Origin of the sequence: Lactonifactor longoviformis DSM 17459 (assembly GCF_900129135.1) — a bacterium.
GTDB lineage: Bacteria > Bacillota > Clostridia > Lachnospirales > Lachnospiraceae > Lactonifactor > Lactonifactor longoviformis.
Genome location: NZ_FQVI01000014.1, coordinates 76,849 through 97,517, shown reverse-complemented (window position 1 = coordinate 97,517; position 20,669 = coordinate 76,849). Strand labels below are relative to the sequence as shown.

The window sequence follows — 20,669 nt, the reverse complement described above, 5'->3', positions numbered from 1 at the left end:
ATGCGTACCAAATATGTAATTACGTACCTATAGTTGTATCCTATCACCTAAAGATAGGCAAGTCAACCATATTTATCAAAAGATTTTCTCTTCCGCAGCGGTTTCTCTTCCTGTCGATTTCTGTTATAATTTGAAGAGTTGAAAGGAGAATTCATATGCCAGCAACCAGCCACAGACCAACCGAACGGGTACTTGATATCCTGGAATTATTGGCAAGCACCCCGGAAGGATTGACTCTTACTGAAATTTCTCATACGTTGGATGCCCCCAAAAGCAGCATCATGCCCCTGGTTCACACCATGGCACACCGAAAGTTTATCTTTTTAAATAAAAATACATCCCGTTACCAAATCGGGATAGCCGCATTTTCCGTGGGCCATTCCTATACCAGCAGTATGACCGCTCTGGAGTTTATACACCGTGAAATGAAATCCATTGTAAAGCAAACCCAGGAGACCTGTCAGCTGGGCATCCAGGAGCAGTCCAATCTTTTATATATTGCCAAGGAGGAATCTGATGCCCCCATCCGTCTTGTGTCCTATGTAGGCAAACGAATGCCGCTCTACTGTACGGCGATGGGAAAGGCGATCCTCTCCCATACCTCCCCCCAGGCGGTGAAAGAACTTTATCCCCGGGGGTTATGCCCGGTTACCCCAAAAACCATTACGGACTTTGAAGTATTGTTTCGGGAACTGGAGCTTTGCCGGCTCAGAGGATATGCCAAGGAGCGGGAGGAAGCTACCGAGCAGATTTTATGTATCGCGGTCTCTCTGACAAAAGACCATGAGGTTGTGGGAGGACTCAGCGTGAGTGTCCCCATATACCGCGACACTCCGGAAAAAAGCGAACGAATCATCTCCCTTTTAAAAGAGAGCAAAGGCAAAATCGAGGACTATTTCCGGGAAAACGATCTGGATGCCTCCAGCCTTACCTTACTTCATCCCTAGAACCGTCTGACACTGACCATTTACAGAAAGCAGGTGAACTCATGTACATTGCAGATCTTCATATACATTCCAGGTATTCCCGGGCCACCAGCAGGGAATGCACACCAGAATATCTGGACCTCTGGGCCAGAAGAAAAGGCATACAGCTCTTAGGCACCGGTGACTTTACTCACCCTGCCTGGAGAGACGAACTGGCCCAAAAACTGGTTCCGGCCGAGGAAGGCTTCTATACCCTGAATCCCTCTTACCGGCATCCGGATTTATGTTCCCCGGGGCAGCCCCCCAGATTTGTTGTCTCAGGAGAAATCAGCTCCATCTATAAAAAAAATGAGAAAGTAAGAAAAGTACACAGCCTCATTCTGCTTCCGGGGCTCGATGCCGCGGAAGCTCTGTCCAGAAAGCTGGAGGCCATCGGCAATATCCACTCAGACGGTCGGCCCATTCTCGGACTGGACTGCCGCGATCTCCTGGAAATCACCCTGGAAACCTGCCCTCAGGCTGTTTTTATTCCGGCGCACATCTGGACCCCCCACTTTTCCCTGTTTGGTGCTTTTTCTGGCTTTGATACCATAGAGGAATGCTTTGAGGATCTGACTTCCCATATTCATGCCCTGGAGACAGGGCTTTCCTCTGATCCAGCCATGAACTGGCGCCTTTCTGCCCTGGACAAGTATCAGCTGGTATCCAATTCCGACGCCCACTCTCCGGCCAAACTGGGCCGGGAGGCGAATCTTCTGGATACTGAGCTGTCCTATCCGGCCCTCTGTGAGGCATTGCAGACAGGAAAAGGACTGGCCGGTACCATAGAATTCTTTCCGGAAGAGGGAAAATACCATTTTGACGGCCACCGGAAATGCCATCTGCGGCTCAGCCCCGCACAGGCCGCACTTCACGGTAATAAATGCCCTGTATGCGGGAAAAAGCTTACCATCGGAGTGCTGCACAGAGTCGAGGAACTGGCTGACCGCCCGGAGGACTTTGTCCTCTCACAGGGCAAACCCTTTGAAAGTCTGGTGCCCCTCCCCGAAGTCATTGCCTCCTGTACGGCTTCCTCTCCCTCCAGCAAGAAGGTATCCGCTGAGTATGAAAAGCTGCTGAACCATTTAGGGCCGGAATTCTCTCTTCTCAGGGAAATCCCCCCGGAAGATATACAAAAGGTCTCCGGACCAGTGATCGCAGAGGGAATCCGGCGCCTGCGGGAGGGACGGGTGGAACGAAGCCCTGGGTTTGACGGTGAATACGGCACCATTAAGGTTTTAAATCCCTATGAGATAGACTTTTTCAGCGGTCAGATGAATCTGTTTTCTATGGAAGAGCTTTCCTCTCTGGAGGCGGCACCCTCCTCTGACCAGAGAACAGACCCAGGGCGCTCCGTCCCGGAGATCTCCGAAAAAAAAGAAGCGTCCTCCAGTACCGGGCAGTCCGCCAAGAGAACATGCCCCCGTTCACTTACCCAAAGCCTGAATCCCCGGCAGGAGGAGGCAGTGCGATCTTATGCCCCCGTATGCGCCGTCATTGCGGGACCCGGAACCGGCAAGACACATACCCTTACCGCTAAAATTCTATATCTTCTCCAGGAGCGAAAAGTGGGTCCGTCCAAGATTACTGCTGTTACCTTTACCAGAAAAGCCGCTGCGCAGATGGAAGAACGCCTGGCTCTGGAGCTGGGAAATTCCAGAAGTCTCAGACAGCTGAACGTGGGAACTTTTCACGCCATCTGCTATCAGCTCTACACCAGTGTTTATCCCGGATATATCCTTGCAGATGAGTATACACTCCTGGACAAAGCCGGGGAAGTAATCTCCCGCTTTGCATTATCCGTCAGCCCGGAATCATTTATAAAAGAAGTCTCCCGGATAAAAGCCGGTATGACACAGAACAGCTTTGCCCTTCCCCCGGAAGCGTTTCAGGCTTACGCAGCATCTCTTCAGGAGAATAAGCTGCTGGATTTTGATGATCTCCTTGTGAAGACCATTGAACTTTTGGAACGGGAAGATGCCTCCTCTGTCCTGGGGGAACGTTTCAGCTATCTTCTGGTAGACGAATTTCAGGATATCAGTCCTCTGCAATACCGGCTGATTCAGCTGTGGAGCCAAAATGGAAAGGAACTTTTTGTCATTGGGGATCCCGATCAGGCAATCTATGGTTTCCGGGGTGCAGATGCACTTTGTTTCCAGCATCTGAGAGAGGACTATCCGGAACTTACAGAAATTTATCTGGAAGAAAACTACCGTTCCTCCGGGGAAATCCTCTCACTTGCTCATACAGCAATATCCCCCAGCCCGGGAGAACACAGGCCCCTGTGTCCGGTATCCCCCAAAGGCCAGCCTGTCCGCCTGGCCCTGTGTCCCGGAGGCCTCTCCGAGGGGATTTATATTGCCAAAGAGATTAACCGCATGGTAGGCGGCATTGATATGCTGGATGTGGACACCGGAGGAGTCATAGAACGGCGTGTCTATGGATTTTCGGATATTGCCGTTCTCTACCGCACCCACCGCCAGGCACAGCTGATAGAAAAATGTCTGAAAAAGGAGGGCATCCCCTATATTGTCACCGGACGTGAGGACTACCTCTCACACCCCTCCGTGAAAGGAACGCTCAGCTTTTTCCGGCATCTCCTCCACCCGGAGGATACCTCCGCCCTGGCACTTAGTCAAAGGCATCTGGAACCGCTTAGAGACAGCGCAGTTCTGGAAACTCTTACAAAAAAATATACTTCCAGGGTGAGAAGAACAAAACCCCAGAAGCTGATAGACTCCTGGATTCAAGATCTTGGACTTACTGAAGACGAATGCCTGTGCAAATTCTCCAATATGGCCGTGTTCCACTCCACTATGCAGTCGCTTCTGGACACCGTTACCTTCGGCCAGGAGAGCGATCTGAAGCGCAGCTGGGGGAAAGGCTACGCCTCCGGCGCAGTAACCCTCATGACCCTCCACGCTGCCAAAGGGTTAGAATACCCTGCCGTCTTCCTGGCCGGACTGAACAAAGGCATCCTGCCCCAGGCCCAGGCCCGGGAAGAGTCCGCTTTGGAAGAAGAGCGGCGCCTCTTCTATGTGGGGCTTACACGGGCGAAAGAAGAACTGGTACTCATAACTGCCGCCGAAAAGCCCTCACCATTTATAGAGGAAATCCCGGAGAAACTGGTGCAAAAAGAAAAAATCGGGAAAGAAAGAGAAGACGGTGAAGTACGTCAGATTAGTTTGTTTGATGTAATGAAAGAGATGTAATTTTATGTAAGTAAGGATATAATCCTAAGGCAGTCGTATATAAAAGGGCACACCGGGGAGGTCTATACTTCCCCGGCCTTGAACTTCAGAATCATCTCATTCGTCAGGCTGACACTCCGCTCTTTTACCGGAATCTCCTCCCGCTCAAACCATTCTGCCATGGCCAGCTCTTCCCGGTCCAGAGTGATTTCCTCTTCGCCGTCAAGCTCAGCAAAGAATCCCATCAGTATGGTATCCGTGAATGACCATGGCTGGCTTTTATAATATCTCAGATTCTTCACCTTTAAGCCGACTTCTTCCATAACCTCCCGCCTGACTGTCTCCTCCACCGTCTCACCGATCTCCACAAAGCCTGCTATAAGCGCATATTTTTTAAAGTCCCGGTTTGCATATTTTGACATAAGCAGTCTGTTATTATTCGTTACCGCCACTATAACCGCAGGGGATATCTTGGGATATTCCATGGTATTGCAGGCCGGACAGTACACCATACGTTCCTTTTCGCTATGTACCATCTGCCTGCCGCATGTCCCGCAGAATCTGTGGTTCCGGTACCAGCGGTACAGCTGGGCGCCTGTAATTCCTGCAAAAGCCAGATAGCCCGGGGAGACTGTTCTGAAAATCTCCAGGTTCTCCATCCGGTAGGTATCATTTAAAGGATATGCAATGTTTTCCAAAAGATAATATCTATCCTTGTCAATGGTAAAGAGATAGGTACTGGTTTCCCAGAGACTGTCGTTTGTATCCTCCAGATCGGAAAATCTGGGGAAATCCAATGCTTCTCCCTTCCATTTCACCAGTACCTCCTTCCCCCGGTAAAATAATACATAGCTTTCCGCTTCAGGCGGCTGAGGCCTCCATTCATTATGGTACTCATGAGGCGCAATGTCCTGTATCATGTCTACTTTCCTCCGTTACTGTATTTTAATTGTATCGTAATTACAGTATAGCACACGCACCGGCCGCCGCCTATCCGTAAGTTCTTCCCAGCCTTCATTTCTCTGTGCAGAAAAATATATTATCTTGAAATATCATTGGCTTTCTGTCACAATATACTTAGTATCGGATACGTACCCAATAGAGAAGGAAGAGAGAATATGCCCTTAATAGAAAGCAAACATTTTCAAAAGACAATACGTAATATTCTCTGGATCTGTGCATCCTTATTTTTCCTGGGGATTTTAGGTACTGTGTTTTTGACATCGGATCTCCCGGATATCCGACCGCCCGAGGAAGAAGTCACTTCCTTCACAGAAGGCTGGTATTATATGGAGGGGGACGAGGAGCGTGCCATTGCGTCTTTTCCTTTTTCGCTGTCCAACGGCGGCGAAGAACTAATACTCTGTCACAAGATACCGCCCCTGACCGACATTAAATACCTGAGCTTTAAAAATCAGTTCCAGGAAATCCAGGCCTATGCCGGGGAGCTCTGTATATACGAATACAAAAGTTCAGCATCCACTCCGGCCGGAAAACTACTGGGGAATTTCAGGTGTTTTATTCCCCTGCAGCCGGAGTATGAGGGACAGACAATCAGCCTTCACCTAAAAAGTACCACGTCAATTACGGTCAAAGGCCTCCAAAATATAGAGCTTGGATCCTCAGACGCCTTTGTTCTGGATATACTCTCCAATAACTTTACTCTGGCTGTATGTCTGATTTTCATGTTTCTGACCGCACTGCTGCTATATCTGGTGTACCTTGTACAGGATATCAAGAAGCTGTCCTATGACTATAAGAGTTTTCTGTATATCGGCAGTTTTCTATTACTGTCTGCGCTTTGGATGTGGTCTGATTCGGAACTCCCTCAGCTAATATGCAGCAACGCTACTATGGTATGCCTAATTTCTTTTTTTTCCTTTATGGCATTGCCCATCCCTCTGCTGTCCTTTGTACGTTCTGCCTGCCATCAGGGCAAATCACTCCTCATAGGGATGCAGTGTGTATTGATTGTAAACATAATCGTCCAATTTTTACTTTACAGCATAGAATCCTTTGACTTCCCATCTATGCTTCCCGTAACCCACCTTCTGATCCTACTGTACATTGGGATTATCATTGTCCTTCTTTTCCGCGAGGTCAGACTCCATGCATCTTTTGAAGCAAAGGGAATACTGGCGGCCATTCTCCTTCTGATCCTCTGTTCCATTGCCGCTCTGGTGCAGTTTTATCTGCGGCCCAACACAGACAACAGCCGCTTTTTCAGATACGGACTGATAATGTTTATCGGAATTCTGCTATTTCTGTCCGGAAAGAATCTAATCCGGTTTTTGGAAGAGCGCACGCAGACAAAGCTGTATCAGCAGCTCGCCTACACTGATATCATGACCCAGACACCCAATCGTATTGCTTTCGATGAGTGTATAGACAGACTCCGGCAGTCAGGTATCTCGGGGAGACCCCTTACCGTTGTCATGCTGGATCTGAATAATCTGAAAGAAACCAATGATACCTATGGACACAGAGCAGGAGATGAACTCTTAAAAGGCGCTGCCCGAAGTATCAAGAACGCCTTTCAGAATGTGGGAACCACCTACCGCATCGGCGGAGATGAATTTGTAGTTCTCATAGAAAAAGGGAATATTTCTCCCGGACATCTTTTTCGCATTATGGATCAGGATATCGCACAGTTTAACACGAAAAGCATCTATTCCCTGTCCATTGCCAGGGGATATGCCTCGAATGACGGAGACAGCCGTAAAGATATAGACAGCATCTTATCAGCCGCAGATCAGAATATGTATAAGAATAAAGCAGCCACAAAGGGGATATGCCGCTAAAGCACATCCCCTTTTCTGATACCAAGCATCTTTCTGAGATGCTTTATCACATAAAAATAGGCCGGAACCAGAAACAGATCCGCTGCAACCCAGGCCAGCCCGTTTGACAGGCAGATGGCAGTGTATCCAAATACCGGCACCAGGAAAAACGCCACCAAGGTGCGGGCGGCCATCTCACAGACTCCGGCTGTTACCGCAAATATACTGTACCCCATTCCCTGAATCAGGAAACGGATGCTGTTCACCAGGGAAAGGAGAAAATAAAACACTGCATTTAAGACCAGGAACTGATAGATATCCTGAACAATCCCCGTCTCCCCCCTGCTCACAAACAAGTAGGAGATATTCTTTCCCCAAAATAAAATCAGTGCCAGAGAGATTCCTGAATAAGCAGCTCCCAGAAGAACACAGCTTTTCAGACCCGCACCGATTCGGTCCAGTCTTCTTGCCCCCACGTTCTGACCTCCGTAGGTAGCCATGGTAGCTCCCAAAGCATCATAGGGGCAGCAGAAAAAACAGCCCATTTTAGATCCGGCAGCAACCGCCGCCACTGCTGCTGCTCCCAGAGAGTTTACTGCCACCTGAAGAATTACACTGCCAATGGCAGTAATCGAATACTGAAGTCCCATGGGAATCCCCATCTTGCACAAAACTCCAACAAAATGGCTGTTCAGCTTCCAATCCTCCCGCTTCAGTCTGAGCACGGGATAATGTTTTATCATGTATACCAAACAGGCGATTCCGGATACTCCCTGAGATACAACGGTCGCCCAGGCAGCTCCCGCCACTCCCATCTCTAAAACCAGAATACAGACAAGATCCAGTATAATATTCATTATGGAGGAAATGGTGAGAAATACAACCGGTGTCTTGGCATCCCCAAGAGAGCGTATATATCCTGACACCATATTATACAGGATGGTCGCCGGTATTCCCGCAAATATAATGATAATATAATCATAGGCACCGTTAATAATGTCTGCGGGAGTATTCATAACTTCCAGGATCTCTCTGCAGAACAGCACCACAAGCACCGTCATCGCACTCCCAAAAATTGCTGCCAGGATCGCACTGTTTGCCACATAGGCTTTCAGCCCTTTTTCGTCCTTTGCCCCGAATTTTTGGGCCACTGGTATAGCAAATCCATTGCAGATTCCCATACAAAACCCAATGACAAAGAAGTTAATGGAACCAGTTGCCCCCACGGCAGCCAGTGCATTTACTCCCAAAAATCTTCCTACAATTACAGTATCTGCCATATTGTAAAACTGCTGAAACAAAAAACCCAGCATCATGGGAAGAGCAAAGCCCAAAATTAATCTCATAGGACTTCCCTGGGTCATATCCCTGACAGATGATTTCCTTTCTTTCTCTTTCATAATAACCTCTCCTCAAAAGTAATCCGGAATCCACTATATACTGTTTTAGGGCCGGATGCAAGAAAAAGTTATATGAATTTGCCATCGCCTAATTAATGTCTGAAATGATATACGTCGTGTAAGGTTTGTCGAGATGGTACCCCAGCTTCTCTGCAAGGGCCACGGAGCGTTTGTCATGGGCATCCCAGCTGGGATACAGCCCCCGCTCCAGGCACTCCAGGATCAGCCTTGCCCCGCATGCCAAAGCAAGTCCCTTTCTTCTGTGATCACGTCTGGTATCAATCTCAATCTCAATGCCCCCGTTATAATACGTATAGGAAGAGGCCCCCGATACCGGATTTCCCTCATAGACTGCTACAACTCCCAGCCCATGCTTCTCATACTCCGGCCATCCGCTGAACTGTGAACAGAAGTCAGCAGACCACTTCTGTCTGTTCAGGATTCTGAACAGTCTCTTATCAATTCTTCTCAGTTCATAGCCTGAAGGCAGGGCCTGGGCGTACCCGGAAAGTTTCGCTCTGTCAAAGACATCTGGTTCCTTTTTTATAGCATACCGGGTGGTAACAACATAATTTTTATTGTATTCCTTTTCAATCAGCCGGGACCAGTAATTGTTCTGGGGAATCATTAGGATAACATCCGGGAAACAGTCCCTGGGCATACTTCCCACCATTTCCCTGTTGGGAGATCCGGCAAAAAAACAGAAGTCCCCTATAATGATCCTTGCAGATGTCGGGTTGTCCCTTCGATCCGCCCAGGCCCTTCCCATATATCCCTGAAGGCAGGACCATATCATAGTCTCCTGCCACCCTTCAAATAAGGGCTCAATTTTATATCTGTCTTCCTGTTCTAAAAGTACCATATAAAATCCTCCCACTGTCAAATAAAAAGCCCCGGAAGCCTCCGCAGCTGCCGGGAAAACTTACTCTCAGTATATCATCGGACCCACCTTTTTTCCACCTGCAAATGGGATTTTCAGGCATCTTTCCCGCCTGCCATGGGTATATTTTGAAAAGTATCACAATATACTTAAAGCAAATACTATTTGGCGATTCTTATGATCAATAAAACCTTCGTTAAAAACTTCTTAAAAATCACCCTTCTCTTCGCGGCGGCTTTTCTTGCCGGCAGGTTTATCGCACAGAGGGTTCCCTCCCGGCAGGCGGCAGCTATTCAGACTTCAGCGGAAGGGAACTGGGGTCTTAGTTTTCCCGAAGAGGGAAAACCTCCCATCGGCAATGCCACTATGGATGAACTGAAGCAATATGACGCTTATTACGCCGAGGATACTGAGGAAAAAGTGCTGTACCTCACCTTTGACGCGGGGTATGAGAACGGCAATACAGCTCCCATCCTGGATGCATTAAAGAAACATAATGTACACGCCACCTTTTTTGTTGTAGGCAATTTCATTTCAACCAGCCCGGATCTGGTAAAACGAATGGTGGCGGAGGGACACACTGTGGGAAATCATACATACCACCATCCGGATATGTCTAAAATCTCCAGTATGGATGCATTCTCCAAAGAAATGGGGGAATTAGAAACCCTCTATGAGCAGACCACCGGAGAACCCATCACCAAGTTCTACCGGCCGCCCCAGGGAAAATACAGTGTAAACAATCTCCAGATGGCAAAAGAACTGGGCTATAAAACCTTTTTCTGGAGTCTGGCCTATGTAGACTGGTATCAGGACAATCAGCCCACCAAAGAGGAAGCGTATAAAAAGCTGCTTGGGCGTATTCATCCAGGGGCCATAGTACTGCTCCACAGTACTTCCAAGACCAACGCTGATATCATGGATGAACTTCTCACAAAATGGGAAGAAATGGGGTATACGTTTAAGACCTTAGATCAGATTGACGGCTCTAGCTGAGCTGCCGTCCAGGAATCCAGAATGCAGAAGGAGAAGGGCGGGTCGCATATTGCATTATGCGCCCGCCCTTCTCCTTCTGCATTCATTTTTCTCCCATACTCCTCATTCACCTGGCTTTTCAGTCCTTCTTCGCTTTCATCTGCAGCTTTGTTCTCTGGCAGACTAAACTTATGTTTAGTTTAAGAAAGTATTAAGCAAAATGTTTCTACCATATTAAGATTTCTGTGATATTTTTATATACCAGGAGGTGACTGAAATGCTTTATATATTTAACGCATTAGAAAATTATCTGATTCTTTTCCTGCCATATCTTCTGCTTGAGGCAGGATATTGTATCTTTTACAGACGGAAAGGCATTAAGCTGACCTGGGGGTTCCTAATTGGATGGCAGCTGCTGGCCTGTCTGATGACCGCTGTATTTTCCATCACCGGAGCCGGAGGTATCAATGACATAGGCCGCCACGCTGACTCTCTGATCCGTCTGGAAGAAATCAACCTCATCCCTCTGCGTTGGGGATTAGGCAGCCCCTTTGGGCTAATAATGAACATTATTCTTTTTGTGCCTGTGGGGATTGCTCTTCCCGTTCTCTGGAAAAGCAGCCACAGTTTAAAGCGGACAGTAATAACAGGGTTTCTGTTTTCCCTGCTCATCGAAACCAGCCAGCTTTTTAACTGGAGGGCAACGGACATAGACGATCTGCTGATGAATACCCTGGGGGCGGCAGCCGGCTATGGAATCTTCGCGTTGTGTTTTCGAAAACTCACACTTTTTCAGATGCATACGCAGAAGGAGGAAGGTTTCTCTCTCAAATACACCGGACTTTGCACTATACTGCTGATTTTTCTTTTTTACTTCTTCCTTGGTTCCCCTCTACTGAGCTATGTATGGAATACGATCTACAATATCTTATAGGCTGATGTGTACCGTTACACGTAATGTCTAAGCTCTCTGAAAATTGCATCTACCTCAAGGGGTTTCACCAGATACCCATCCATTCCAATTTTTCTGGCCTCCTCTTCATCCTCCTGAAAAGCATTCGCTGTCATAGCAATGATTGGTATCGTCTGAGCATCTACCCGATCAAGGGCACGGATTGTACAGGTACTTTCCAAGCCATCCATAACAGGCATGCGAATATCCATAAGGATCGCCATATAATAACCCGGCGGGTTCTCAGAAAACATATCCACTGCCTCCTGGCCATTCTCCGCAATCTCAACCTCAATGCCGTTCATCTCCAGAAGGGTGCAGGCAATCTCTCTGTTGAGTTCATTGTCCTCCGCAAGGAGCACCCGATATCCATAAAAATCAAAATCCTCTGATTCTTCTTCCTCCCAACAGCTGTTGCTGCTTTTACCGTATAGCGTCTCTTCTTCTAAAACAGGCAGAAGGGGCAGTTTTACCGTGATCTGTGTCCCCACTCCTTTTTTGCTGTCCGCCTCAATGGTACCTCCCATCAGATGAACCAGGCTATAGGCAATAGAAAGACCCAGCCCGCTTCCCGGATTATCGCGTATCACCCCGGGGATCTCGCGTTCAAAGGGCTGAAAAATCCTCTGAAGAAATTCCTCTGAGATTCCAATTCCAGTGTCACAGATACAAAACTCCAGACTGGCGGGGGCATAATTTCCTTCTTCCTGTCTGACACTCATAACTATCTTTCCGCCTGCAGGGGTGAATTTCAGTGAATTGGTCAGCAAATTGATCAGAATCTGCTTAATCCTGGCCGCATCCCCCACATAATACTCTGCCTCCAGCCCCTTTTTGTACTCTTCATAGATAAGCTTCCGCTCCTTTGCCTGAGGGCTGATGATATGGTTCACTTCCTCCAGGAGTATCTGAAGGCTGAAGCCCTGGCTGATAAGCTCCATTTTGCCTGTCTCAAGCTTTGACACATCTAAAATATCATTCAGTATGTCAAAAAGATATTTGGAGGAAGCATCTATCTTCTGAAAACATTCCAGCACAGTGTCCGGCTTCGTCAGGTTTCGCTGTCCAATCGCACTCATCCCTACAATCCCGTTCATGGAGGTTCTGATATCATGGCTAATCCTTGAGAGAAAGTCCGACTTTGCCAGGCTGGACGCATTGGCAGACTGCAATGCCCCCCGGAGAAGCTGCTCCTGTTCCTCCTGTTTTTCTTTCTGGGTATCCAGCACTTTCACCAGCTCCATAGCCATTACATCCCGGCTGAAAGGATTTTCCATGGGAATCACACAGACAGAGCGCCAGAAATATTCCCCATCTGTCCCTTCCTGCTGAAACTCCAAATATACTTCCCGCTCTCCCCGGGTAAACCTTTCCAAAAGCTTTTCTCTTGCAAGAACCGACGCATAGGTTGCCCTGTGATCCGGATGGATGCTTTGCAGTGAACTTCTGTAAAGTTCAGAGTACACCCCTTCTGTCTTTTCAATAAACTGTTCCTCATCCTCGCTAAAGCATCTGTACGTATCCTGGGTAAGATTTAGTTTTAGTATCAAAGGATAGACCTTGAAGATAGCCGCCTGTACTGCCTCCTGCCCGCCCGGATACGGCATCAGATTATGGATATGTATGGTTTCCAGCTTTTCTCCGTTGTCCCTGAAGATAAAGGTAAACCTCTGCTGATTGTCCAGAAGCATCTCTGTCCTTTTACAGGATCTTATCCTGCTGCTCCCCTCGCACAGATAGCAGTCAGCCCCCAGTTTCCTTGTCTCATATATTTCATAAGACACATCCCAAGGGGCCATATCCCTTTTTTTCTGGCTAAAATGTGCGGTCACAGCCTCTTTTCCCTCTGCTTTCTGCCGTTCACCCGCTCCAATCCACACAATGTCCTCTGCAAATGTAGAATTGAGAAATTCCACATCATACTCACAGTAATATTTATTCAATATTTCACAGGCAAATGCTTCCACCTCGCTCAGTGGATATTCTTTCATACGAAACCTCCTATTTCTATAATTTTATCTTTTTTTCAAGCGGCACGCATCATCATCTCTGCTCACCGATGTTCTGCGACCTTACAGCCCATCTCATCTTCGTAGAGCGGGCTCTGCTGTTCCTACTGCACTCTTCTCTTGAAGGGCGAATCACCTCTGTTGCTATCTCGCTGTATATTCCCCTGCGATGAAGCTCTTTAAATGACCTCTTTACAATTCTGTCCTCACCGGAGTGAAAGGTCAGAACAGCAACGCGGCCGCCTTCTGCCAGTACGCCGGGCAGCTTTTCCAAAAACTGATACAGCACTTCGTATTCATTATTAATATCGATTCTAAGAGCCTGGAACGTCCTCTGACAGGACTTTTTCACAGCCTCTTTTCTCTCGTTTTGGGGCAGGAAAGACAGCGCGCCGGCTATCACCTGCCGGAGCTCGGTCGTTGTGCTGATTTTCTTACCCTTCTTTCTCTCCCGCATTACTGCCTCTGAAATCTCCCTGGCATAGGGTTCGTCCGCATTTTCTTCCAGCATCCCCTCCAGTTCCCCCTGTTGGATCTGCTGCAGACGTTCTGCTGCAGAAATTCCTTTTTGTGGGTTCAGGCGCAGATCGAGGGGCCCGTCCTTTTTAAAAGAAAACCCTCTGTCCGGATTATCTATCTGCATCGAAGATACACCCAGATCTGCCAGTACAAAATCAAAAGGTCCGGCCTCCTCTGCCAGCTGATCAATATCAGCAAAATTCATCTGTTTTATCGTCAGCAGCTCAGGTCCGTACCCCATTCCCTGCAGACGCTTTCTTGTTTTCTCCATTTCCGCAGCGTCCACATCCAGAGCGTAAATATGTCCCTCTGCTCCCAGGCATTTCAGCATTTCCAGGGTATGGCCTCCGTATCCCAGCGTAGCATCCAGCCCTGTCTGACCTGGTTTTATCTGAAAAAACTCCAAAATTTCTTTTACGCAGATGGAGATATGCATCCCCACAGGAGTACTGCCCTTCTGAATCACCTTCTCCACCGTTTCCGGATATTTCTCCGGCTGCAGTTCTTTGTATTTCTCACTATATTTTTTTGGATGTGTTCCCTTATAGCGGACACGCCGTTTATGTTTCTGTTCCTGGTTCTCCATACCCAATGCTCCTTCTCATACTTTTCTCTGAATCACAGACCACTTCCCAGATGATACCCGAATATTTACAGCAAAGCGTTTGCTCTTTCCATTGTACTAGATTATCCTCTCACCCACAAGAATTACCTTTCACGAAAATATTTTCATAAAAAAAAGACGCCGGAGCATGTCTGCTCTGACGCCTTTCCATACAATTTTCTATCTTTATCTCTTATCTCTCAGCATAACATCATGGGCCCCGCCCTCAACAATACTCGTTGAGGATACCAGAGTAATTTTAGCCTTACTCTGAAGCTCAGGTATAGTAAGCGCACCGCAGTTACACATTGTAGATCGCACCTTTGATAAGGTCAGTGTCACATTGTCCTTCAGGCTGCCGGCATATGGGACAAAAGAATCTACACCTTCCTCAAACGATAGCTTTTTATCGCCGCCCATGTCATATCTCTGCCAGTTTCTTGCCCTTGCGCTTCCCTCACCCCAGTACTCCTTCATATAGCTTCCGTTGATGTTCACTCTCTTCGTGGGGCTTTCATCGAATCTGGCGAAGTATCTTCCCAGCATAATAAAATCAGCCCCCATAGCCAACGCCAGAGTGATGTGATAATCATGGACGATGCCTCCATCGGAACATATCGGAATATAGATACCAGTTTCTTTGTAATACTCATCCCTGGCTTTAGCCACCTCAATCAGGGCAGTAGCCTGTCCCCGTCCAATTCCCTTCTGCTCCCGGGTGATGCAAATCGCTCCGCCGCCGATTCCTACCTTTATAAAATCAGCCCCCGCATCTGCCAGGAAACGGAATCCTTCTGCATCCACTACATTGCCGGCCCCTACTTTCACCTCAGGTCCAAAGGTCTCCTTAATATAATCAATGGTAATCTTCTGCCACTCGGAAAACCCCTCTGAGCTGTCTATGCAGAGTACATCCGCTCCGGCATCCAGAAGTGCGGGCACCCGCTCTTTGTAATCCCTTGTGTTAATCCCCGCGCCAACCATATACCTCTTGGATCCGTCGATTAATTCGTTCTCGTTCTTCTTGTGCGTGTCGTAATCCTTTCTGAACACCAGATAGACCAGCTCCTGCTTCTTATTCACCAGGGGCAGACAGTTTATTTTATGTTCCCAGATAATATCGTTGGCAGCCTTCAGACTAGTCTCCTCATCAGCATACACCAAATCTTCAAATCTGGTCATAAAATCTCCCACTTTGGTATCCGGTCCCATCCGGCTGACCCTGTAGTCCTTATTAGTCACTATCCCCAGAAGCTTTCCCCCCGGTTTGCCGTCTGAAGTTACGGCTACGGTGGAATGCCCGGTTCGCTCTGTAATATCAAGCACATCCTGCAGAGTCATCTCAGGAGATACGTTAGAGTCACTTACCACGAATCCCGCTCTGTATTTTTTTACCTTCCTCACCATTTCCGACTGGCTTTCAACCGATTGGGAACCGTAAATAAAGGATAGGCCGCCCTCCTGTGCAAGGGCCACCGCCAGCCTGTCATCAGAGACGGACTGCATTATTGCGGAAACCAGCGGGATATTTATGGATAACGCCGGTTTTTCGCCCTTCTCATACCTGACTAAGGGTGTATTCAGCCTGACCTCCGAGGGAATACACTTTGTAGAAGAGTACCCCGGAATTAAAAGATATTCGCTGAAAGTTCTGGATGGTTCCTGATAATAAAACGCCATGTTGTTCCTCCTTTTCTAACTGCCGTTTTCATTTCCGCCCACACATGTATCACATCGTTCTGCCCTGTAAAACCCACATATTACCATTTTCATGATGGGTAAATAATAGTTTATTTTATCACGTCCAATGATCCTATGTCAATGAATCCATGCGTATGAAACAAAATGAAACGATATCAGAAAAGATATACTACCCCTTACGGGCGCCCAGGCATTTCAAAATCCTTCAAAGCTTTGTTCAGGAAGGAGTTAAAGGGCTTCATAGCTTTGTAGATCTTCAATGCCTTCTGAAGAAACACCTCTCCGTCTTCTAACTCCCTATCCGGAATAGGATACTCCAGATACCAGCTTTTATATTTCAGGAACTCTGCCTGGGGATGATCCTTTTCAAATCCCTGAGGAACATTTTTCAGAGCAGTCCCTTTGACCTGAAAATACCTTTGGAACTCAGGCGCATCCAGCACACTTTGCCACTCCTCACCATGTTCTGCAAGATAGCTTCTTACCATTTGGGTAGCGTTCTTAAACATGTCTGCAAATAATCCGCCTCCCAAAAAGGAAGAGCCTGGCTTTATCATCAGGTAATACCCCACCGGCACCGGCAGCTTTCCTCTCGATGATATATGAGCTCTGAAGGCAGGAAGATAGGGGGATTTATCTTTGCTGAACCGGGTATCCCTCACCAGCTTAAAGGTCAGTTTCCCCGGTTCCCAGTCCAGGATTCCGGCATCTTCTTTGCCCAGCTCCAGCATAAAAGCTTCAATAAGTTTTAGAAATTCACCATTCGCAGCCTGATATTCCGCCTTGTGCCCATGGTACCACTCTCTGCTGTTATTCTCCTCCAATTCCCTCAGATATTCCAGTATCAGCATTGTATTCATCCGCATCCCTCCCCGGCTTCAGCGATAATTTTAAATTCCTCTGACTTCAAAAAGCGTTTTATCCACTCGCTGGCTTTGCTGCTTGTCCTGTAAAAGGGCATATTTGCAAAGATCAGGGACAAGTCGTCTACTTTTTCCATCGCCTCTTTGCATTCCAGCATGATGTCTCTTTCCGTATGTTCCAGAGCTTTGTATTCCAGCTGTTCCGGGTGCAGACGATGGGTTGCTATGGCATAATCCGTTCGTTTTTTACAGCTGCAGATTCCTGTTCCGGATAAACCACAGTATTCGCTCAAAAAGGTTCCCATTCTTTCCCGGATTCTGGACAGCCTTTTCCTGTATGCCTCAGGTGTCATTCCCAAAATCTCTCCCGCCATGCGGCTGTCTGCCCGGAACATAGTTCCCAGAATATAGATACATCTGCTTTCCCGATCCAGACACTGCAGCATAACATTTGTACATGACATTTTCAGTTCTTCCGCTAAAACCGTACGATCCACCCCCTGGGATAAATCAGGGATATCTTTTTCCCTTCCGCTGGCAATATCCTCCTCGTATATTTCAAAGCTCAGAGGATGATGAGAAAACATATTTTTCCTGTAATCCTTGAGATAATTCACCGCAATCCGGAATACCCAGGTGGTAAAGCTGCTCTCTTTCCGAAAAGACGAAAGATGAGTCATTACCTTAATTAGAATTTCCTGGGATGCGTCCTCAGCGTCCGGCACAGTGCCCAGCATGCGCAGGGACAGATTGAATATCATATCCTGCACTTGGGTCAGCAATGCCTCCAGCGCCTCTCTGTCTCCCTCCACAGCCCGATCTATCAGTACCGATGTCTCTTTTTGGTTTCTATCACTCATATTTTTTTACCTCCTATTAGATTAGACTCAGGCGCAGACGTTTTGTGACAAACATTTTATTTTAATTTAGGAAGTATTTCTCCCAGAAGCTCAACCGCCTGATTCAGTTTCCGCAGTTCCTCTGCATCCAGCTGGTTCTCAAGGCTCTGGATAAATGCCGTATTCTTAAGATGATACTCGTCCAGATACAGAATTGCCTTCTTGGTCAGACGAAGCCTGATGACTCTCCGATCCTTCTCGTTGTATACTCTCTCTACAAAACCATGCAGACTCAGTTTCTCTGCCAGTTTTGTCACCTGCTGCTTAGGGACCTTAAGCAGATGAGCCAGTTCGGTCATAGTGGCTGTGCCTTGAATTTTAAGGGTCTCCAGACAATAATAGGTTTCCAGGCTCATCTCCCCGTTCAGTGTGTCTTTAAAAGGCCGCACAAGTTTTGAATGCCAGTTCGGCAATACCGAAAGCAGGTTTTGAACGAATTTTTCTGATACCTTTTCAGTTTTCATATACTCCTTCTCCCATTGACAAAAACATCCGAAAATGCTATTCTTATAAATTAGTAAATAAAATATGACTATCATTATTATATGACTACTTATCCCCATTATATAATAATATAGGCTAAAGTCAATTATATCTTTATGATAGGCAGCACTAAAGGAGATGTCGTAAACTATGAAATTCAGTTCCAAACTATCTGAGAGAATCCGGAAGAACTTCCGTTTCAGCACACTCAGCTTTCTCTTTATTATCGCATATGTAAATATTTTTCAGATGCTATTTGGCCCCGCACACTCAATTGTCGGCGTAATCTTCACTATAATGATGTCAGCCTCCATGGTGCGGGATCTGACTGCCGCACCCTTAAAACACTTTGTACTTCAGGCGCTGGTCCTGGTATGGATGGCCGTTGCCGCCTTTTTGGTCACAGCCTCTCCGGCGCCTTTATCCTTTCTCATTAATTTTGCTACACTTCTCTTGATTTTGTACGCCTTTACCTATGAGTACGCCAGTCACATGTACTTTCCTTATATCCTTTCGTACCTGTTTCTGGTTTTTATTTCACCGGTTACATCATCTCAGCTTCCTAAACGGATTCTGGGGATGCTGGTTGGAGCCGTATCTATCATGCTGTATCAGTGGATCATGGGAAGAAAGCGTGTGGCTGAGACCGCCAGAGATGTATTAAGTGAAATGATCGAGGATATCCGCAGCACTATTTCCAGTAAATCGGAAAATATTTCGCAGGAGCCGGATCTGCCGGGCATGAGAAGTAAGCTGTGCCGGTTAAGCCAGACGGTATATGAAAGAAGAAAAAAGGCCTTTTGTATCTCTGATTCCAGCTATTCCATGGTCGCTGCGGGACGGGGGCTGGAGCAGCTGGCCATTCTGATACATGAGCTCTCCCCCAGTCTGTTACCACAAAATAAAGAATTTCTGCACTCCATGGATACACAGCTGAGCCAATTTCTTGCGTTTATCCGGCAGGAACGCTCTGAGATCCCCGCTTTGGATCCCTCCGCTTTGGCTGCCCTGACAGATGAAAAAACAGCCCGGGTTTTTAACAATATCCTTCTTTATATCCGCGACAGACTTCTTCATATGACAGATCCCCAAGGGCGAGTCCATTACCGCAAATCCGCCCTCTCCTTTAAAATACGTCTGCAGTCTGCCATTGATCTGAGTCCTGTGCGTGCCATCTATGCCCTTCGGACCGCATTGCTTTTATCCCTTGCTGTGCTGGCAGTACAGTATCTTCCCCTGCCTCACGGACGGTGGCTTTTGTTCACCCTGGCCTCCGTATCCCTGCCCTATGCAGATGATGTACCTCAGAAGATTAAGAAAAGGATCTTCGCCACTATACTGGGCGGGCTAGTCTCTGTGGCTATCTATTCTCTGATTTCCTCCCCCGCAGGGCGTACCGCTGCCATGATGCTGTCGGGCTATCTTTCATTTTACTTTACGGACTACAGGGAAACCTTTGCCTGCTCCACCGTAGGTGCCCTGGGCGGAGCCGTATTCATGAATGCCTTTGGTTTTCAGGCAGTGGGCAGTATTTTCCTCATCCGGCTCGGATATATACTCGCCGGTGCGGCTATCGCCTATATCATAAATTGTCTGCTTTTTCCCTATCGCCGTGCCAAGGCAACCAGTCAGCTCTGGGAGAAATATAAGACAATCACTGAACTTCTCACAAAGGTATGCCGGGCAGATCAGATAGACCCTCAGCTCTATTATCATCTGGTCATCCAGGCCCATATGCAGGAAGAAAAGCTAATCCAAAATGCTTCCCTGGAGAAATGGAAAGGGTTTCCCGCATATCTGGCTAAATATCAGGAAGAGCTGCGCTGCGCTCACAGAAAACTCATCGCAGAGCGTGCCGATGCCCCGCCCTTTGAATCAGGGCATGTACTCTTAAAAGCCATACCCTGATTCAGCAGTTCCATTTAATCGTAACTGGATTTTTCTCACCCGATACAGCGTTCTCCCGGAGAGAGCCCAGTATTCGTGCCAGTTCATTGGAAGCCAGCGCATCATAAACTTCCGGGCTTTCTTCCAGTCCTGCTTTCTCATAGGCAGACGCCGCTGCCCCATAAAAGGCAAACCCCAGTGCATTGGAAGGAGTCTGGACCGTTCTGCAGGCTGTCGCTACCGCCCGGGCGGCAGCCTGTGCCGGGGGATTGTCCTCTGCCTCCTGTGCCGCCTGCACGGCAGCTCGCAGAAGCGGCTTTAAGTCCTCCTGTTTTCTGCTCCCGTTCAGATATTCCCTCACTCCGGAAACTGCCTCCTGCAGTCTTCGTTCATCTGCATACGCCTTCTGGTAAATCCCCAGATAGTGCTTCTCTGCGTAATCTACCGCCCATCCGGATAAAGTAGCCTTGCTCTGGGTTTCAATCAGTCTCATAAGCGATACAACAGACGGATCCTTTATATCTCCCAGCATCTTTCTTAGTTTTCTCATATTCACTCCTT

The 20,669-nt window shown here is 47.6% G+C and carries 16 protein-coding genes; 6 read left to right on the top strand and 10 right to left on the bottom strand.

The genetic code is table 11. The features are described from left to right. Nucleotides 1-155: 155 nt before the first annotated feature. Nucleotides 156-947, top strand: coding sequence for an IclR family transcriptional regulator (locus BUA56_RS13595; protein WP_072852620.1), 792 nt, complete (start codon nucleotides 156-158; stop codon nucleotides 945-947). 41 nt (nucleotides 948-988) lie between these two features. Next, the gene (locus BUA56_RS13590; RefSeq protein WP_072852618.1) at nucleotides 989-4,177 is read left to right on the top strand and encodes a UvrD-helicase domain-containing protein; all 3,189 of its coding nucleotides are present in this window, start codon (nucleotides 989-991) and stop codon (nucleotides 4,175-4,177) included. Between the two features lie 62 nt (nucleotides 4,178-4,239). Here BUA56_RS13590 and nudC read toward each other — a convergent pair whose 3' ends face one another. Next, entirely contained in the window at nucleotides 4,240-5,076 is an 837-nt protein-coding gene (gene nudC / locus BUA56_RS13585; protein WP_072852616.1) for an NAD(+) diphosphatase, read from the bottom strand. Between the two features lie 198 nt (nucleotides 5,077-5,274). Between nudC and BUA56_RS13580 the strand changes: the two genes are divergently transcribed. Further along, the gene (locus tag BUA56_RS13580) at nucleotides 5,275-6,957 is read left to right on the top strand and encodes a GGDEF domain-containing protein (RefSeq protein WP_072852614.1); all 1,683 of its coding nucleotides are present in this window, start codon (nucleotides 5,275-5,277) and stop codon (nucleotides 6,955-6,957) included. On the opposite strand, the gene BUA56_RS13575 is transcribed toward BUA56_RS13580, so the two are convergent. Both BUA56_RS13575 and BUA56_RS13570 read right to left on the bottom strand, forming a co-directional pair. Further along, the gene (locus BUA56_RS13575) at nucleotides 6,954-8,336 is read right to left on the bottom strand and encodes an MATE family efflux transporter (protein ID WP_072852613.1); all 1,383 of its coding nucleotides are present in this window, start codon (nucleotides 8,334-8,336) and stop codon (nucleotides 6,954-6,956) included. The two genes, BUA56_RS13580 and BUA56_RS13575, sit on opposite strands and share 4 nt — an antisense overlap. A gap of 88 nt (nucleotides 8,337-8,424) precedes the next feature. Then, nucleotides 8,425-9,198 carry a GNAT family N-acetyltransferase gene (locus BUA56_RS13570; protein ID WP_072852611.1) on the bottom strand — a complete coding sequence of 258 codons (774 nt, stop codon included), beginning with the start codon at nucleotides 9,196-9,198 and terminating at the stop codon, nucleotides 8,425-8,427. 195 nt (nucleotides 9,199-9,393) lie between these two features. On the opposite strand from BUA56_RS13570, the gene BUA56_RS13565 reads away from it, so the two are divergent. Next, nucleotides 9,394-10,212, top strand: coding sequence for a polysaccharide deacetylase family protein (locus BUA56_RS13565; RefSeq protein WP_072852609.1), 819 nt, complete (start codon nucleotides 9,394-9,396; stop codon nucleotides 10,210-10,212). A 256-nt stretch (nucleotides 10,213-10,468) separates the two neighbouring features. Next, entirely contained in the window at nucleotides 10,469-11,125 is a 657-nt protein-coding gene (locus tag BUA56_RS13560) for a VanZ family protein (RefSeq protein ID WP_072852607.1), read from the top strand. Nucleotides 11,126-11,139: 14 nt separating this feature from the next. Here BUA56_RS13560 and BUA56_RS13555 read toward each other — a convergent pair whose 3' ends face one another. From BUA56_RS13555 to BUA56_RS13530, 6 genes are all read right to left on the bottom strand, one after another. Beyond that, nucleotides 11,140-13,134, bottom strand: a complete 1,995-nt coding sequence (locus BUA56_RS13555; RefSeq protein ID WP_072852605.1) for an ATP-binding protein — start codon at nucleotides 13,132-13,134, stop codon at nucleotides 11,140-11,142. A gap of 52 nt (nucleotides 13,135-13,186) precedes the next feature. Further along, nucleotides 13,187-14,257 carry a 16S rRNA (cytosine(1402)-N(4))-methyltransferase RsmH gene (rsmH, locus tag BUA56_RS13550; RefSeq protein ID WP_072852604.1) on the bottom strand — a complete coding sequence of 357 codons (1,071 nt, stop codon included), beginning with the start codon at nucleotides 14,255-14,257 and terminating at the stop codon, nucleotides 13,187-13,189. 204 nt (nucleotides 14,258-14,461) lie between these two features. After that, entirely contained in the window at nucleotides 14,462-15,955 is a 1,494-nt protein-coding gene (locus tag BUA56_RS13545; protein WP_072852602.1) for an IMP dehydrogenase, read from the bottom strand. 197 nt (nucleotides 15,956-16,152) lie between these two features. After that, nucleotides 16,153-16,836, bottom strand: coding sequence for a DUF2461 domain-containing protein (locus tag BUA56_RS13540; protein ID WP_072852600.1), 684 nt, complete (start codon nucleotides 16,834-16,836; stop codon nucleotides 16,153-16,155). Further along, a complete protein-coding gene (locus BUA56_RS13535; protein ID WP_072852597.1) occupies nucleotides 16,833-17,699 on the bottom strand; it encodes an RNA polymerase sigma factor in 867 nt (288 codons plus the stop codon). The genes BUA56_RS13540 and BUA56_RS13535 overlap by 4 nt, the downstream gene beginning before the upstream one ends. A 56-nt stretch (nucleotides 17,700-17,755) precedes the next feature. Continuing rightward, a complete protein-coding gene (locus tag BUA56_RS13530; RefSeq protein WP_072852595.1) occupies nucleotides 17,756-18,202 on the bottom strand; it encodes a MarR family winged helix-turn-helix transcriptional regulator in 447 nt (148 codons plus the stop codon). Between the two features lie 169 nt (nucleotides 18,203-18,371). Here BUA56_RS13530 and BUA56_RS13525 point away from each other — a divergent pair, with 169 nt between their 5' ends. Beyond that, a complete protein-coding gene (locus BUA56_RS13525) occupies nucleotides 18,372-20,129 on the top strand; it encodes an FUSC family protein (RefSeq protein WP_072852593.1) in 1,758 nt (585 codons plus the stop codon). A gap of 1 nt (nucleotide 20,130) precedes the next feature. Here BUA56_RS13525 and BUA56_RS13520 read toward each other — a convergent pair whose 3' ends face one another. Beyond that, nucleotides 20,131-20,658: a putative immunity protein gene (locus BUA56_RS13520; protein WP_072852591.1), complete on the bottom strand. Its 528-nt coding sequence runs from the start codon at nucleotides 20,656-20,658 to the stop codon at nucleotides 20,131-20,133. Nucleotides 20,659-20,669: the final 11 nt, after the last annotated feature.